Annotated in this window: 17 protein-coding genes; 14 read left to right on the top strand and 3 right to left on the bottom strand. The window is 61.2% G+C overall.

Annotation, left to right across the window (positions count from 1 at the left end):
* Positions 1–36 precede the first annotated feature (36 nt).
* The 14 genes from obgE to EAW56_RS03975 all read left to right on the top strand — a co-directional run bounded on the left by obgE (position 37) and on the right by EAW56_RS03975 (position 13,147).
* The gene (obgE, locus tag EAW56_RS04040) at positions 37–1,578 is read left to right on the top strand and encodes a GTPase ObgE (protein ID WP_122085214.1); all 1,542 of its coding nucleotides are present in this window, start codon (positions 37–39) and stop codon (positions 1,576–1,578) included.
* A 6-nt stretch (positions 1,579–1,584) separates the two neighbouring features.
* On the top strand, positions 1,585–2,709 hold the full coding sequence (gene proB, locus EAW56_RS04035) for a glutamate 5-kinase (protein WP_122085213.1): 1,125 nt from the start codon (positions 1,585–1,587) through the stop codon (positions 2,707–2,709).
* Positions 2,710–2,725: 16 nt separating this feature from the next.
* Positions 2,726–3,655 carry a D-isomer specific 2-hydroxyacid dehydrogenase family protein gene (locus EAW56_RS04030; protein ID WP_122085211.1) on the top strand — a complete coding sequence of 310 codons (930 nt, stop codon included), beginning with the start codon at positions 2,726–2,728 and terminating at the stop codon, positions 3,653–3,655.
* A gap of 1 nt (position 3,656) precedes the next feature.
* Complete coding sequence (locus tag EAW56_RS04025; protein WP_122085209.1) at positions 3,657–4,958, top strand: glutamate-5-semialdehyde dehydrogenase; 1,302 nt, start codon at positions 3,657–3,659, stop codon at positions 4,956–4,958.
* A 253-nt stretch (positions 4,959–5,211) separates the two neighbouring features.
* Complete coding sequence (locus EAW56_RS04020) at positions 5,212–5,937, top strand: cutinase family protein (RefSeq protein WP_233125583.1); 726 nt, start codon at positions 5,212–5,214, stop codon at positions 5,935–5,937.
* 75 nt (positions 5,938–6,012) lie between these two features.
* Positions 6,013–6,633, top strand: a complete 621-nt coding sequence (gene nadD / locus EAW56_RS04015; RefSeq protein WP_122085205.1) for a nicotinate-nucleotide adenylyltransferase — start codon at positions 6,013–6,015, stop codon at positions 6,631–6,633.
* Between the two features lie 70 nt (positions 6,634–6,703).
* Entirely contained in the window at positions 6,704–7,159 is a 456-nt protein-coding gene (gene rsfS, locus EAW56_RS04010) for a ribosome silencing factor (protein WP_095547405.1), read from the top strand.
* A gap of 86 nt (positions 7,160–7,245) precedes the next feature.
* Positions 7,246–7,887, top strand: coding sequence for a histidine phosphatase family protein (locus tag EAW56_RS04005; protein ID WP_122085203.1), 642 nt, complete (start codon positions 7,246–7,248; stop codon positions 7,885–7,887).
* Positions 7,884–8,687, top strand: a complete 804-nt coding sequence (locus EAW56_RS04000) for a DegV family protein (RefSeq protein WP_095535410.1) — start codon at positions 7,884–7,886, stop codon at positions 8,685–8,687. The genes EAW56_RS04005 and EAW56_RS04000 overlap by 4 nt, the downstream gene beginning before the upstream one ends.
* Before the next feature lie 114 nt (positions 8,688–8,801).
* The gene (locus tag EAW56_RS03995; protein WP_122085201.1) at positions 8,802–9,476 is read left to right on the top strand and encodes a ComEA family DNA-binding protein; all 675 of its coding nucleotides are present in this window, start codon (positions 8,802–8,804) and stop codon (positions 9,474–9,476) included.
* A gap of 2 nt (positions 9,477–9,478) precedes the next feature.
* On the top strand, positions 9,479–11,134 hold the full coding sequence (locus tag EAW56_RS03990) for a ComEC/Rec2 family competence protein (protein WP_122085199.1): 1,656 nt from the start codon (positions 9,479–9,481) through the stop codon (positions 11,132–11,134).
* A gap of 1 nt (position 11,135) precedes the next feature.
* Positions 11,136–12,071: a DNA polymerase III subunit delta gene (holA, locus tag EAW56_RS03985; protein ID WP_095553597.1), complete on the top strand. Its 936-nt coding sequence runs from the start codon at positions 11,136–11,138 to the stop codon at positions 12,069–12,071.
* 12 nt (positions 12,072–12,083) lie between these two features.
* Positions 12,084–12,500, top strand: a complete 417-nt coding sequence (locus EAW56_RS03980; protein ID WP_122085197.1) for an ankyrin repeat domain-containing protein — start codon at positions 12,084–12,086, stop codon at positions 12,498–12,500.
* Positions 12,497–13,147, top strand: coding sequence for a LysE family translocator (locus EAW56_RS03975; RefSeq protein ID WP_095553595.1), 651 nt, complete (start codon positions 12,497–12,499; stop codon positions 13,145–13,147). Before EAW56_RS03980 ends, EAW56_RS03975 begins: the two co-directional genes overlap by 4 nt.
* A gap of 47 nt (positions 13,148–13,194) precedes the next feature.
* Here EAW56_RS03975 and EAW56_RS03970 read toward each other — a convergent pair whose 3' ends face one another.
* The 3 genes from EAW56_RS03970 to EAW56_RS12675 form a co-directional block, all read right to left on the bottom strand.
* Positions 13,195–14,280 (bottom strand): CE1 family esterase, encoded by a 1,086-nt coding sequence (locus EAW56_RS03970; RefSeq protein WP_244213348.1) that lies wholly within the window; start codon positions 14,278–14,280, stop codon positions 13,195–13,197.
* A 191-nt stretch (positions 14,281–14,471) separates the two neighbouring features.
* Positions 14,472–14,735: a 30S ribosomal protein S20 gene (gene rpsT / locus EAW56_RS03965; RefSeq protein WP_095553593.1), complete on the bottom strand. Its 264-nt coding sequence runs from the start codon at positions 14,733–14,735 to the stop codon at positions 14,472–14,474.
* A gap of 222 nt (positions 14,736–14,957) precedes the next feature.
* Positions 14,958–15,569 (bottom strand): type II toxin-antitoxin system PemK/MazF family toxin, encoded by a 612-nt coding sequence (locus EAW56_RS12675; RefSeq protein WP_233126954.1) that lies wholly within the window; start codon positions 15,567–15,569, stop codon positions 14,958–14,960.
* Positions 15,570–15,612: the final 43 nt, after the last annotated feature.

The following is a 15,612-nucleotide window of genomic DNA, read 5'->3' as shown; positions in this document are numbered from 1 at the left end:
TGAGAAGCACGAAATCACGGAAAGGCGGGCGTAACCATGGCGCAGTTTGTTGATCGTGCGGTTCTGCACCTGCAAGCGGGCGACGGCGGGCACGGTTGTGTCTCCGTGCACCGCGAAAAGTTCAAGCCACTCGGTGGGCCGGACGGCGGCAACGGTGGACACGGTGGGGACATTGTCCTCGAGGTGTCGACCCAGGTGCACACGCTGCTCGACTTTCAGTACCGGCCGCATGTGAAGGCTGAACGTGGTGCAAACGGCGAGGGCGATCACCGCAATGGCGCCCGGGGCGAAGACCTCATCCTCCATGTGCCCGTCGGCACTGTCGTACGCAGTGAAGATGGCGAGATACTCGCCGACCTCACCGTTCCGGGGACGAAGTTTATTGCCGCAGAAGGCGGTTTTGGCGGGCTAGGTAATGCAGCACTGGCCACCGCGAAGAGGAAGGCCCCGGGGTTCGCACTGAAGGGGGAACCTGGTGAAGCGCATGATCTCATTCTTGAGCTGAAGTCTGTCGCAGATGTGGGCTTGGTGGGTTTCCCATCGGCCGGTAAGTCATCCCTCATTTCAGTACTGTCCGCTGCGAAGCCGAAAATTGCGGACTACCCGTTCACCACACTTGCGCCCAATCTCGGCGTGGTCGACGTCGGCGACGACACGTTTACCATCGCCGACGTGCCGGGACTTATTCCGGGTGCCAGCGAAGGGAAGGGGCTCGGACTTGATTTCCTTCGCCACATCGAGCGAACCGCCGTGCTCATTCACGTGGTCGATGTTGCGTCACTTGAGCCTGGGCGCGATCCGATCTCGGATATTGAAGCACTCGAGGCTGAGCTTGATAGCTACGCCGAGGCACTCGACCACGATTCCGGGCTCGGGGACCTTCGCCAACGGCCAAGGGTCATCGTGCTGAACAAGTTGGATATTCCCGACGCGGCGGAGCTTGCAGAGTTCCTGCTCAGTGACATCAAGGACAAGTTTGATTGGCCGGTGTACTTCGTGTCCACAGTGACTCGCGCGGGGCTCGAAGAGCTGAAGTGGGCGATGTGGGACGTTGTGAAGAAGTCGCGTGACGCGCAGCGTAAAGCAGCTCGAAAGGCCACCGGTGCGAGCGGCAACGCACTGGGCGCGGAGCCGCAGATCATCCGACCACGCGCAGTGGGGAGAAAAGGGCGGTCCGGTTCCGGCATCACTGTCGAGCGCGATCCGCTGTACCCCGAGGGCTGGATTGTTACGGGCGAGAAAGCTGAGCGATGGATCCGGCAAACCGACTTTGACAACGACGAGGCAGTGGGCTATCTCTCCGACCGTCTGGAAAAGGCTGGTGTTGAGGACGAGCTCCGTCGGATCGGCGCCAAGGAGGGCGATACGGTCACGATCGGTGAAATCTCGTTTGATTGGGAACCGATGCGTGGCGGCGACCCGACACTTGCTGGCCGCGGTGGCGACGCTCGCCTCTACGACACGAATCGCGTCTCCGCGGCAGAACGCAAGCGTGCCTCGCAGGCTCGCCGTGGCCTGATCGATGAGTTTGATTACGGCGACGGTGAAGAAGCCGAGCGGAAGCGCTGGGAGGGCTAGCAACCCATGGCCTCTGAATCCCAGCTGCGTGCACAAATTGCTGCGGCGCGCCGGGTCGTGGTGAAGATTGGTTCGAGTTCCTTAGTCAATGAGGATTCGGCAGTCAGCACTGCGAAAATCGACGCGCTCGTGGATGCAATGCATGCACGTATGAGCACGGGAACAGACATCATCGTCGTCTCGTCTGGTGCTGTTGCGGCCGGCTGCAAGCCGCTGGGTTTGCACCAGCGTCCGCGCGATCTGGCGACCAAGCAGGCCGCCTCAGCAGTGGGACAAGTCCATCTTGCTCAGGCTTGGGGGTCGTCTTTTGCACGCTACGGGCGAACCACCGGCCAGGTGCTGCTGACGCAAGCAGACGCAAGGGCACGCGAGCGTGCGCGCAACGCGCAGCGGACCATTGACCGGCTGCGGCAGCTTGGCACGGTGCCAATCGTGAACGAGAACGATACGGTCGCCACGACAGAAATGCGATTTGGTGATAACGACAGGCTCTCGGCCATCGTAGCCACGCTGACTTCGTCGGACGCACTCGTGCTCTTGTCCGACGTCGACGGGTTGTATGACCGAAACCCCTCCGACCCCAATGCAACGTTCATCAGTGAGGTTCGCAGTGGCCGCGACCTCGAGGGAGTCGCTGCGGGCGACGGAGGCGCGTTCGGAACCGGGGGTATGGCGGCCAAAGTGTCGGCGGCACGGCTCGCGGCGCGGGGTGGGGTACCGGTGTTGTTGACGTCGGCAAGCAATATTGACCAGGCGCTCGGTCCGGCCGATTGCGGGACGGTATTCCATACACGACCGGAATCGCAGTTACGGGCGTGGAAGTTCTGGGCGCTCTATGCTGCAGACGCAGAGGGCGTGCTGCGCTTGGACGCCGGCGCGGTTGACGCGGTGACTCGGGGTGGGACGAGTTTGCTCGCGGTGGGTATTACTGATGTCGAGGGCGATTTTCACGCAGGCGACATTGTAGAGATCCTCGGCCCTGACTCCGAGGTCGTTGGGCGCGGTGAAGTTGCATTTGATGCTGCAGAACTCCATGGGATGTTGGGCAAGCACACTACCGAGCTGGAAGAAAACAAGCGTCGGCCGGTAGTGCATGCGGACTACCTTTCTCAGTACGCGAGCCGCCTGTAGCGATTACTGTGGGGGCATGAAGTACGCATTTTTGCCCTCACCGTGGAAAGAGTCCGCGGACCACCTGCGCGCAGCTGGTCATGAAATGGTCGACCTTTCGGAGAACCCTGACTTGCTAATCTTCCGCGGCGGAGCGTCGGATTTCCCCGCTGAACTGCCGGAAAGCGTCAAGGTCGTGCAGATTGGTTACGCGGGTGTTGAGCAGCTGCTTGAAGCTGGAATTCTTGCCCGCCACGCCGAGCACGGAGTCCGTTTTGCCAACGCAGCTGGAATCTACGACGACACGGTTGCAGAAGCGACGCTGGCACTGCTCCTCGCTGTGCTCCACCGCCACAAGGCAGTGTCTCGCGAGTGGAACCAGGAACAACTCTTTGGCGAAACTGAGTACCTTTTTGACGCGAAGAAGCTCGCGATCATCGGCGCGGGTGGCATCGGGAAGAAGCTCATCGAATTTACCGCGCCGTTCGGCGTCGAAATTACCGCGGTGAATCGGTCAGGCCGTGACGTCAGTGGGGCTGAACGCACCGTTGCCATGGGGGATGTCGAAGCGATGGAAGTTGTGTGGTCCGAATCCGACTGTGTCGTTCTCCTGGCGCCACTGACTCCGGAAACTCGGCACTTGGTTGATGCCACGGTGCTGGCGAAGATGCGGAGCAACGCGGTGATCGTCAACGTAGGGAGGGGAGCGCTGATTGATACGGAGGCGCTGACAACAGCCCTGCAGGACGGCGCTATTGCGGGTGCCGGATTGGATGTAACGGACCCCGAACCGTTGCCTGCAGACCATCCGCTCTGGGAGATGGATAATGTGGTGATTACACCCCACACTGCGAACATTCCGCGCTTCATGGCCCGCCGGGTTGGCGCGCTTGCGGCCAGAAACTGGGAGTTATTTGCCGCGGGCGAATCGATGAGCACCGAAGTCGACGTCGAGGCGGGATACTAGGATGAGTGGAAACACAACAGCGGATGGCACTGCCCAATCCGGTGACGAAACGGTGTCCGTGGAGGAGCTTGCGCGTGAAGCGAAGCGGGTCGCGCCGCTGCTTGCGAAAGTATCGACAGCGGTGAAGAACCGCGCTCTCGTTGCTGCCGCGGGTGCTCTGGTGGAGCGAGTGGACGAAATCCTGGCCGCCAACGAGAAGGACATTGAGGCGGTGCGCGCCAACGGTATGTCAGAGGCGATGGTGGACCGCCTGGCGCTCAGCCAACAGCGTGTCGAGGCGATGGCTGCCGGCCTGGAGCAGGTGGCGAACCTCGGCGATCCCATCGGCGAGGTGCTCCGAGGTCATACCATGCCTAACGGCATCCGCATGCGACAAGTTCGCGTTCCACTCGGGGTGATGGGCATGGTCTACGAAGCACGACCCAACGTCACCGTTGACGCATTCGGGTTGGCGTTGAAGTCAGGCAACGCCGCGCTTTTGCGGGGCTCGAAGTCGGCGGTTCATTCCAACTCCGCCTTGGTGACTATTATCCAGGACGCCCTCCACCAGTTCGACCTCCCGCGCGAAGCGGTGCAACTCCTGCCGTGTGAGAGTCACGATTCGGTGCAGGAACTCATCACCGCGCGCGGTCTAGTGGACGTCGTCATTCCGCGCGGTAGCGCGGCGCTTATCGACGCAGTCGTTCAAAACGCCACTGTTCCGACTATTGAGACCGGTACCGGCAATTGTCACTTTTACATTGACCGTGACGCCCATCTCGATGACGCCATAGCGATGCTCCTCAATGGCAAAATCCGCCGGTGCTCCGTATGTAACGCGACGGAGACAGTGCTTATCGACGCCGCGCTCCCGGACGCAGACAAACTCCGAATCGTCCACTCATTGCAGGAAGCGGGGGTGACGGTGCATGGCGACGACGAAAAGCTTGGCGCGTTTCAGGCGCAAGGAATTATTGAGGCTACCGAGGCTGATTGGGCTGAGGAATACCTTTCGATGGACATTGCATGCGCCGTGGTTGAGGGCGTCGACGGTGCGATTCAGCACATCGCCGAGTACAGCAGCGGGCACACCGAGGCGATCGCGTCGCTGAACGCGTCGACGCTGCAGCAGTTTGCCGATTCGGTCGATGCTGCGGCAGTCGTGCTGAACGCTTCGACTGCCTTTACTGATGGCTTTGAATACGGAATGGGCGCAGAGATTGGTATATCGACCCAGAAGTTGCACGCGCGCGGACCGATGGCGCTTCCCGAGCTGACCAGCACAAAGTGGATCTTGGAGGGGGATGGTCAGACCCGCCCGTGATCGTAATGAGACATTGACGGCAACTGGCTATATGCTCATTGGCGTGTTAAATTCCCATGCCAATCTCCGCGCTCGCCTCTGCGCGATCGTCATCGCCCTGGTTGCCGCAATTACCGTTGTCGCGAGTCCGCTGACCCCGACCCCAAAGGCCGAAGCGCAGCACCGATGCCCAGCCGTTGCCTTTGTTGCCGCGCGCGGGTCCGGACAAAATGACCAGATATTCCGCACAAGCTACTCCCCGCAGGCGCCGTGGGTGTCGAACGGCTGGGAAGGGCAGACGATCCGTGCCTTCCTCCGCCACGCTGAAGGGCGTTACGCGGCCACGCACGGCGGCAATTCCCTGATGAAGGACGTCGAAGTACTCGGTCTTGAGCCTCGTTTCTACCCGGCTGTGTACCCCGAGTATGAGGTCCCCAACGTCATTGCGCCGACGACAGCGCTGCAGGCGTTTAGCCTCGCAATGCAATACTCCGTCCCCGTGCTACGCATGGCGATGCGCGCCGGGAACGAGTTCCTCGACTCTGTGCAAGTTGGTCGCACTGGCGTGATGGCCATGATCAACGGGTACGAAGCTACGACGGGCTGCCACCCGCAGTACATCCTGTCGGGATACTCCCAGGGCGCAATGATCATGCTCGAGCACGAGCGTGAGCTCGCGCGGCGCGGCCAGCTCGCCGGTGTGGTCTACTTTGGCAATCCGAATACCGCTGCCGGTGACCCGTCCACCGTTGGCGTGCCGGGCGGCGGCGCGGGCGGCATTCTCGGATTCTTACCGTTTAACTCCCGCACGGCCGCTGGCACTGGCAACCGCGTGAACTACTGCCTGCCCCTCGATGGTGTCTGCGACCTTTCCGTGCAGACGCTGCGCGCTTCTCAGGGAAACGGCGGTAATCACGGGCGCTACTTCATCTGGGGCTCCCGGTGGGACAACCAGGTATCGGACTCGTTCGGCAGGTTTGTGGACCAAGTCCGCTACTAGGCCGGTTGCCACGGTCCGGTCAGAACAGCTGAGTCGTGGCATCATGCGAGCGACGTCCCGCGTACGCTAAGCGGCATGGACGACGTTTTTGCAGACTCGTTGGATGATGCCGCGCGCATTGGCATCATGGGCGGCACCTTCGACCCCATCCACCATGGGCACCTCGTCGCCGCGAGTGAGGTCGCGGACCGCTTCCAGCTCGACGAGGTGGTGTTTGTGCCCACAGGTAACCCGTGGCAGAAGGCGGGACGCACAATTACTGCCGCTGAAGACAGGTATTTGATGACGGTGATCGCCACAGCGTCAAATCCGCGGTTCTCTGTCTCTCGCGTCGACATTGACCGGGGAGGGCCCACCTACACGATGGACACGCTGCGTGATCTCCGCGAGCAGTTTCCCAGCGCGCAGCTGTACTTCATCACGGGAGCGGACGCGCTGAGCTCGATTATGTCGTGGCGCGACTGGGAGCACATGTTTGAGCTCGCGGAATTTGTCGGCGTGACGCGCCCCGGTTACGAGCTCAGCGAGGACATGTTTCCGGAGGAAATTCAGCGGCGCGTGCATCTGATTGAGATTCCAGCAATGGCGATTTCATCGACCGACTGCCGGGAACGGTCAGGACAGGGGAGGCCAGTCTGGTATCTGGTTCCCGACGGCGTCGTGCAATACATCGGGAAGAACCAGCTCTACCAGTAAGTGGCACTTTGCGCGCTCATCGTGGGAGAATGGGGGCGCATTATTGTTATCAGCGAAAAGGAATTGCTTCTTGAGTGCAGCGCAGGTCTCCATCGATCAAGCCACGATTGCCGCTAAGGCGGCCGACGAAAAGCTTGGCACGAACATTGCCGTCCTCGATGTCTCCCAGGTCATGGGCATCACGGACATTTTTGTAGTCATCTCTGCAAGCAGTGAGCGGCAGGTCGCTTCCATTGTCGATGAGGTCGAGTCTGAGCTCACTGCGGCTGGACTCGAGCCGAAGCGCCGGGAAGGGAACCGTGAGTTCCGCTGGGTGCTGCTTGACTACGGAAACTTTGTGGTCCACGTGCAGCGCGAAGCGGAGCGCGAGTTTTACGGCTTGGACCGGTTGTACGCCGATTGCCCGGCGATCTCGGTTGAGGGCATCGCGCCGTATGAGCGCCCGAGCGACTTCGGAGACGTTCGCGAGGTCGAAACCTTGGAAGACCTGCCGCTTGCCGGTGAGGTCGCGGAGGACGAAGACTAACGCTTGACGACGCCCACCCCGTCAGCAACCAACGTCGTTGATCCCCTTTTCAACGCGCCACATTGATTACGAGCAAAGGAGCGCCGATGCAGCGCCGGCTAATTCTGCTGCGGCACGGGCAAACTACATATAACGCGACCGACAGGATGCAGGGACACCTAGACTCCCCGCTTTCGGAGACCGGTTTGGCGCAGGCGCGGTCGGCTGCGGAATTGGTGGCCAAGCTCGGAGTGTCAAAGATTGTTGCTTCCGATCTCCAGCGTGCGGCAAATACTGCGCAGATCATCGCGGATCGGCTGGGGCTTCCCGTGTCGACTGATGCTCGGCTCCGAGAGACCCACCTCGGCGAGTGGCAGGGCAAGTCGCACGCAGAAGTCGATGCGGCCCACCCAGGTGCGCGGGCTCGCTGGCGCAACGATGCCACGTGGGCACCACCAGAAGGGGAAAGCCGCGTCGAAGTTGCGCAGCGCGCGCGTCCGGTTGTTGAGGAGCTGCTTGCAGAATACGACGCGTGGGATGACTCCGCGGTGCTCCTGGTTGCGCACGGAGGGACGATCTCGGCGCTGACAGCGAACCTGCTGGGACTTGACGTGTCGCAATACCCATTATTTAAGAGCCTAGGCAATACAAATACAGCGCGCCTGTACGCGATGCCTGCCTACAGTGAGCCCGATGCCGGAATGCAGTGGTACCTCGAAGCCTGGAACCAAGGGCTGGTCGTGCCATGACGGTGCGCGTAGTCGTTGATTCTGCAGCGGGACTCTCGGAGGAGCTCCTGCGAGAGTTGGATATTGCCGTGGTTGACCTCCACGTGCTGGACGGGGACGAGGGGGCGTCGACAAGCGGACTCACCGCTATCGAGCTTGCTGCGTGCTACGGCCGCCAACTCGAGCGTGGAGGCGACGACGGCGTCGTCGCCTTGCATCTGTCGAAATCGTTTTCTTCAACGTGGTCCGCGGCTGTCCAGGCGGCGGGAGTCTTTCCTGGAAACGTGCGAGTGGTGGACACAAACGCTGCCGGTATGGCAGTTGGAGCCGCAGCGATGGCGGCGGCAACGATTGCACGTGAGGGAGCTGATTTGGACGAATGCGAGGAGATGGCACGGTCCACGATCGAGCGCTCCGAAACGTGGTTGTACTTGAGCCAGCTTGATGACCTTCGTAAGAGCGGGCGGCTTTCAACTGGCACGGCGGTGCTGTCTGCAGCACTGTTGGCAACGAAGCCCATTCTTCGGTTGCACGAGGGAAAATTCGAGCTGGCGGGGAAGACGAGGACGCAGACGAAGGCGTTTGCCAAGCTGGCAGAACTTGTGATGGAGCGCGCTGAGGACCTCCCTGTGTTTGCTGCGGTCCAACACGCCGAATGCGAGGACGCTGCTGAGCAGTTGGCGGAAACACTCAGAGAGGTGCTGCCAAACGGGTCACGCGTACTTGTCGCGCCTCTGGTGGATGTGCTCGCAGTTCACACCGGTAGTGGGGCTATTGGACTTTCGGTCGTCTTCTCTTCGCAGGGGCGGCCTGCGGCGTAATTCGCCTGCGTGATCTTCGTCGGTGCCCCACGGGCCAGATTCACTTACTTTCGATGTTGAGTGAATAGTGCGTTTCCTCTTCCGAATGATTCGAATATTGCGTATTATCGCGATATGGAATCTTTAGCAAGAATTAAAGAACTCACTCGTCCGACGGGGGAAGAGGATCTCCTCAACGTAAAATATCCGCCGCCCCGCATCCAGGTGGCTCCAAAATATGCCATCAGCGCGGTGGTGCTCGTATTTCTGGCGGTCGGTGGGTGGGCCATCACCCGCCCACCCTCTCACAGCGAGTCTGTTCCCCAGTGGGAATCGACTGCAACTGAAGCAGAATCCAGTGGCCAAATCGTGGTTTCCGTGATCGGGCAAGTGGAAAACCAGGGGCTTGTCACGCTGCAAGACGGAGCCCGAATCGCGGATGCCGTTAACGTGGCACGGCCAACCGGTGACGCGGACATCTACCAGCTCAACCAAGCGCAGTTGCTCGTCGACGGCCAACAGATCCTTGTGCCAAGCAAAGGCGCGCCGCCGGTTCCTCACGAGCTCGGAGCTGGCGGTGCCCAGTCGGGCGGTGCGCCTCCGGCGGGTGGCGCAGGTGGGCTCGTTTCACTCAACTTCGCTACAGCAGAAGAGCTGACCAGTCTTTCAGGTGTTGGTGACGCCACAGCGGCGGCGATTGTTGCCCACCGGGAGTCAAACGGCCCGTTTGCCAAGCTGGAGGACCTCATGGACATCAAGGGGATCGGCCCAGCCAAATTTGACGCCCTCAAAGACCAGATCACGCTGTAGCTATGCAGGAACTCCGACTCGCTCCGGCAGCCCTCGTCGTGTGGGGAGCAACCATCTGCTGCCTGCTCATCGGCCTGCTCCCCGCAGGCTTCTTTGTAGTGGCGACAGCATTGGTGTTTTTCTGTGCGCGGCAAAAGGGGCAGGCGATCCTGGTCGCCGGACTTGGCGCTGCATCCCTTATTTGTACGTCTCTGCGTATCCGTATTGCAACATCCTTTGCACTGAGCCACGAGGTTGGTCGCAGTGCAGAATTCCCCGCTACGGTGCTTGGCCAGCCTAAGCCGTTGAGCTCAGGCGGGTTCCTTACAAACGTGAGCCTTGATGGCTACCCAGCGAAGATTCCAGTCTTCGCACCGGAGCTGGATGACTCTGTCGTTTCAGGCGCAAGCGTAGCGGTATCTGGCCAGGTACGGGAGTCCACGTTTCCTGGGATCGGGACGGTGACAGTAAACGGCGAAGTGGACACTGTGGCTGCGCCGCGCGGTTTTGCCGCGTTTGCGCACCATGTCCGTGCGACATTTGGACAATCTGTGCAGGCAAACGTCGGGGATGCTGCGGGAGGCCTCATCCCGGGAATGGTACTTGGGGATACGCAATATCAAACCGAGGCTGAGCAACAGGCGTACATTGATACGGGGCTGAGCCATCTGTCCGCGGTGTCCGGCGCGAACGTAGCGATTGTGACAACGTTTGCGATCGTCGTCGCGTCGCTTGTAGGCCTTGGATTGCGGGGGCGCCTCATTGCCGCGGCGATAGCACTGTCGCTCTTTGCCGCGCTGATTGGTCCGGATCCGAGTGTGCTGCGTGCGTCCGTGACCGGACTGGTCGGTGTTGTGGCGGTGGTGGCGTCGGCAAGAGTCGAGCCCATTCACGCGTTGTGTTTGTCGGTGATCGTCTTGATTTTTATCGACCCAGACCTGGCGGTGCATTTCGGTTTTGCGCTGTCCGTCGCGGCTACTGCCGGGATTGTCGCGCTCAACCCACTGCTTTACCGCGCCCTTGCAGTTACCGGGTGGCCGGACATTGTGGTTCGAGCGCTGGCTGTAGCAATTGCTGCTGACCTTGCGACAATACCAATCATTGCGCTGATGTCGGGACAGGTATCGCTTGTCTCGGTGGCTGCGAATGTCCTCGTCGCCCCAGTGGTTCCCCTCATCACGGTCCTCGGCTTGATCGCGGTGGTTCTCGCGTTGCTGCCAGGAGGCCTCGAGGTGGTGCTCCTGCGCGCAATAGAACCGTTCGCGTGGTGGGTCCACAAGGTCGCAACATGGGGATCGGAGATGCCTTTTGCGCTTATCGACGCCACGCCAGCGTCCGCACTCGTCGCCTACGGATGGATCGTCGCGGGCCTGGTCGCGGGACGCCCGAGACTGACGTTAGCCACGATTGTGTCGTTGATCCTCGTGATGCAGGCCCCCTTTTCCGGACATGGTCGCACGCTTGATCCGGGGCAGCTTACTGCACACGTCGTAGAAAGCAAGGAAGACGTCGAACCAATTCCAGCCGGAACCCAGGTTGTGGTGGTGCTTGAATCCGGGCGGCCACACTCGCGGCCGGTGCAAACGGCATCCGGTATCCCGGTGCTGTTTCCCAACCGTGATGGCCCGGTGCGACTCTACGCCGATGGCACGCAGGAGCTTCGCGGTTCCGGCCCCTAAGATGGTGGACATGCTCAACCCCGTGCACCTCGTACTCGGTGAAGAGGCGTTTCTTGCGGAGCGCATCACCAACGAGATCATCGACCAGATTGGCCCTGCTGCGGAGGTCTCCACGCTGCGTGCAGGCGACGTCACCGAAGGCGAAATCGCGATGGCAACAAGCCCATCCCTCTTCGCCGAAGAACGTGTCGTGGTGGTGAAAAAGGCAGAAATAGCGGGAAAAGATCCCACCCAGGTGCTCCTGAACGCATGTATGGATCCTGCCCCGGGCATGACGCTCATCATCGAGCACACCGGCGGTGGGCGCCAAAAAGCGATGGTAAAGAAATTCCAGAAGATCGCTGAAGTACATCCAGCAAATCCGGTTGGCCCTCGGGACCGACCCGCATGGGTTACATCCGAGTTTCGTCGACACGGCGTTCGCCCGCATCAGGATGTCGTCGCCGCGCTGCTTGAATCTGTGGGATCTGACTTGCGGGAGCTGGCGTCCGCTGTCAGTCAGCTCGTGGCGGACACAAACGGCGAAATCACGGTCGAAGCAGTCCGTCAGTATTACACGGGCGTTGCAGAAGTAGCCGGGTTCGATATTGCGGAACTCGCGCTGCAGGGCCGTGCGGACAAAGCGTTGGCGTCGACGCGCCGGGCGTTGCAACTGGGCACGGATCCTGTAGCTATTGCAGCGGCGTTGGCGTATAAGGTCGGCGACCTCGCAAAGCTGCAAGGGGAGCGTGGGGACCCAAATCAGCTTGCCAGGGTTGTCGGTATGCCACCGTATGGGGTGAAGAAGACCATGCAGCTCGCGCGACGGTGGTCTTCTGAGGCAGTGTCGCAGGCCGTGATCATCGTGGCAGACCTGGACGCAGAGGTGAAAGGCAATGGCGGTATTCCCGAGTTTGCGGTGGAGAACGCTGTCCGCCGCCTCGCACAGCTCGCGTGATAGTTTTTCGGTATGACCAGTGAGCGCACGAGCAATCCTGCCCACCAAGACGAGAAGATTCCCGAGGAAGTACGGGAATTTGCCACAAAGATGTTCAACTTGGCACGTTCCGGCGACGTATCGCTCTTGGATTACGTTGACGCCGGAGTGGATGTGAATTTGTCCAATCAGGACGGCAATAGCTTGCTCATGCTCGCCGCCTATTCAGGGCATGTGGATGTGGTCCGTGGTTTGCTCGGCCGTGGCGCAGATGTTGAACTCCTCAACTCCCGTGGCCAGAGCATCCTCGCCGGTGCGGTGTTTAAAGGCGACGAGAACATGGTGAGCGTGCTGCTTGCTGCCGACGCGAGCCCAGAGGCAGGGCAGCCTTCAGCGCGGGAAACTGCGCGTATGTTTGGCCGCGAAGATCTGCTGGGACCGACCGCATGATCGGGTTCGGGGACCTGGCTGTCATCGTCGGCCTGAACTTGCTCGGTGCGGCATCACCGGGGCCGGACATTATTCTGGTTACGCGGACAGGGACTCGGTCGCGCACCCATGCGTGGGCCACGACCCTGGGGACCCAAACTGGGGTGCTGTTGTGGTGCACGTTGACAGTGATCGGTGCGACTGCGCTCCTCAACGCATTTCCGTGGGCGCTCGAGGCCGTGCAGGTATTGGGCGGCGCTTTCTTGGCATGGATGGGGATCGGCAACGTACGTAGCGGTTGGGCAGAGAGGAGGAAGCCTCCTCCAAATACGGTTGAGGCTGCACGCCGACTCGGCACGCCACGGGCCAGCTACATTCGAGGGCTGACCACGAACCTGGCGAACCCGAAAATTGTTCTCGGCCTCTCAGCGATGATCGCCCCGCTACTGCCAGCGCACCCTTCGGCGCTGACGGCGGTTGTCGTTATCTTGGCGCTGTGGCTGAGCTCATTCGCGTTGTTTGCGGCGTATACCCAGTTCATTTCTACAGATCGCGTCCGGCGCCGGATGCTAGGGGCAGGCCCCTTCATCGACATCGGCGCTGGCTGCTTCTTTTTCGTCGTCGGTGTTGTGCTCTTTCTACGCGGCGCACTCGCATTGGGGCAGTAACGTGCAAGGCTGCGGCATAGTCCCCGCAGCACCGCTTTGGCACCGCGTTAGAGCTCGTTGAGGACGAAATTGACGGACTCCGTCGTCGCGTCTGGGTTGGTAAACCACGTGTGGCCGCCACCGTCGACGCGCTCAAGCCGAGTGGGCGTGAGACAACTCGTGGGCTCAAAACTGGTGGAAAACGCTCCGGGGGTTTCAATGAGCTGCGTCGAGCAACCGTTCTTCCGGCCAAACGTAGCAAACACACGGTCGACGGGTTGAAAGTGCGCGCCGTGTCGGGTTCCGCCGAAATACCCCACGACGTCGTCGTTCGTCCCGTGCAGCAGGAGCGTCGCCACGTCGCCGGACGTGCAGTTGCTCACGGTCGGGTCGTAGTACGCACCGGCAGCCGAAGCAACTGCTTTGACCAATTCTGGTGCGTGGCACGCCAACGCGGCAGCCATGCCACCGCCGTTGGATAGCCCGATCGCAGCAACGTGGTCCCGCTCGCCACCGAAGTTGGTCGCAACATCGTCGATCGCGGCACGGACGAAGTCGATGTCGTTGTCCACAGTCGTGTCAGCGTATGGTGCGCCGCCCCAAGCATTGTTGATTCCTTGCGCATAGATAATGATTGCGTCACGAGCGACCGATTCGAGTCGCATGTATTCACGCGAGCGCTCAGCAGAATGCTGCCAACCGCCAAAGGCGATGATGACCGGGTAGGCATCGCCTTGGTGATAGTGGGCGGGCAGTACGACGTTGAACTCGCGGGTTCTACCGCCTGCCTGCACGGTGCGACGTCGAAGCGACCCTCCGCCTTCATAGTCACCGTCGGGAGCAGCGTTCTTCGACGACCCCTCGGTGCCCACAATCGGAAGCGCAACGCCCAGTACCGCGATGAGTGCGATGAGGACGCCAATGCGCTGCGCCACCACCGGATCTACCCCGGGAAGCTGAGGGAAAGCTCCGTTCAGGCCGCGTGGCGGGCTCTTGAGAAGCTCTTCTGCGAGCGACGCATTCGTGGCAGGCAGGACGCCGACCGAGGCGTCCTGCGGGCGGCTCTCCGCAGGGGTATCCGCGGAAGCGACGGCAAGGAAGCCGTCCTCCTCGCTGAATGCAACCGCGGTGCTGAGGGCGAGTGCAGTGGTCAATGCGGCCGCACTCATTGTTCGTCGCCACGATCGTGGCAGGCGCGGCGCTCGGGGATTGGACGATTGGGAAATGATCACCCGGCAATCGTAATCCAACCTGGGAGCAAGTATTGCGCCTCCCGTGCGCGAATATGAAAAAGCTCCCGCGCCGACCTTGCGGCCGGGGCGGGAGCGACGACGCTCAGCGTCAGTTACGCCATCTTGTTTAGGGCGGTAGCCATGTTGGACTTCTTGTTCGCCGCGCTGTTGCGGTGGTAGACGCCCTTGGTCACAGCCTTGTCAAGCTTGCGGGAAGCCACGCGGAGCTGAGCCTCTGCGACAGCCTTGTCGCCGGACTCGACAGCCTCGCGGAACTTGCGGATCTCGGTGCGAGTGGCGGAACGGATGGACTTGTTGCGCAGACGACGCTTCTCGTTGGTGAGAACGCGCTTCTTCTGCTGCTTGATGTTTGCCATGATGTACCTCTTGGTCTTTCGTAAAAACGGATCGGTTCGTGTCGATCTCCCGGAAGCGGGGAAGAAACTGCCTGGCTGTAGCGACCCTCGTCGGCGTGCGCCGTGCGTTGGTCTACGCGGACCCAAGGTCCTGACCGCGTCGTCAAGCAAGCCCCGAAATGCCCCGGGCTGAAACAACCACTCAAACCTAGCAGTTCAGCAGGAGAAACCCCAAAACGTGGGCTACTCCCAGTCGAACCTGTCGCGCAGGCGGTTTGCTACACGCTCGAATCGGCGCTGCGGGATGATGGTGCCGGAACGGTGCAGGTCACTTTCCGGCACAATCATTGTCTTGTCCAGGCGCACCCAACAGGGCTTTCCAGAGGCGTTCCATTCGCCGGCACCGATGCCCAGCCAGCGTTCGTCGCTGGCGTGCTCGGCTTCGGAGGAGATGAGCAAGCCGAGAACTTCGCCGCGTTCGCGGCCGACGACCAGCATCGAGCGTTGCCGTGGCGGGTGTGAGGGGACGGTGACCCAGACAACCTCGCCGGGTTCGGCGTTGCCGTCCATATCGGGTGCGTAGTAAATGTTGCGCGGCAGGTGCGCCGTCGGCCTCACCGTGACGTAAGTGGCGGTGCGGGGCTCGTGCGCCGGGTTGCGGGTCCCCAGGCGCTCGTTGAGTAACGCGAGCCCCTGGTCCAGCGAACCTACGCGGTGCTCGTCTTTGCTCCCGCGGTTGCGCCTGATCAGCTTGGACGTTGTCGCCTTGATCTTGTTCAGCGGTTGAAAGCTTCTGGGCCTTTTGGTCGGGCGCGGCTTGTCGCCCTGAGGGGTGGGGTCTCCGTGTGATTCCACGCTGCTGAACCTTCCGTCCGTGTTGCTGGACACTCTAGGCGTT

Origin of the sequence: Corynebacterium gottingense (genome assembly GCF_003693265.1) — a bacterium.
Lineage (GTDB): Bacteria > Actinomycetota > Actinomycetes > Mycobacteriales > Mycobacteriaceae > Corynebacterium > Corynebacterium gottingense.
The sequence above is the reverse complement of the archived record's forward strand: the minus strand, read 5'-3'. Positions and strand labels throughout refer to the sequence as shown.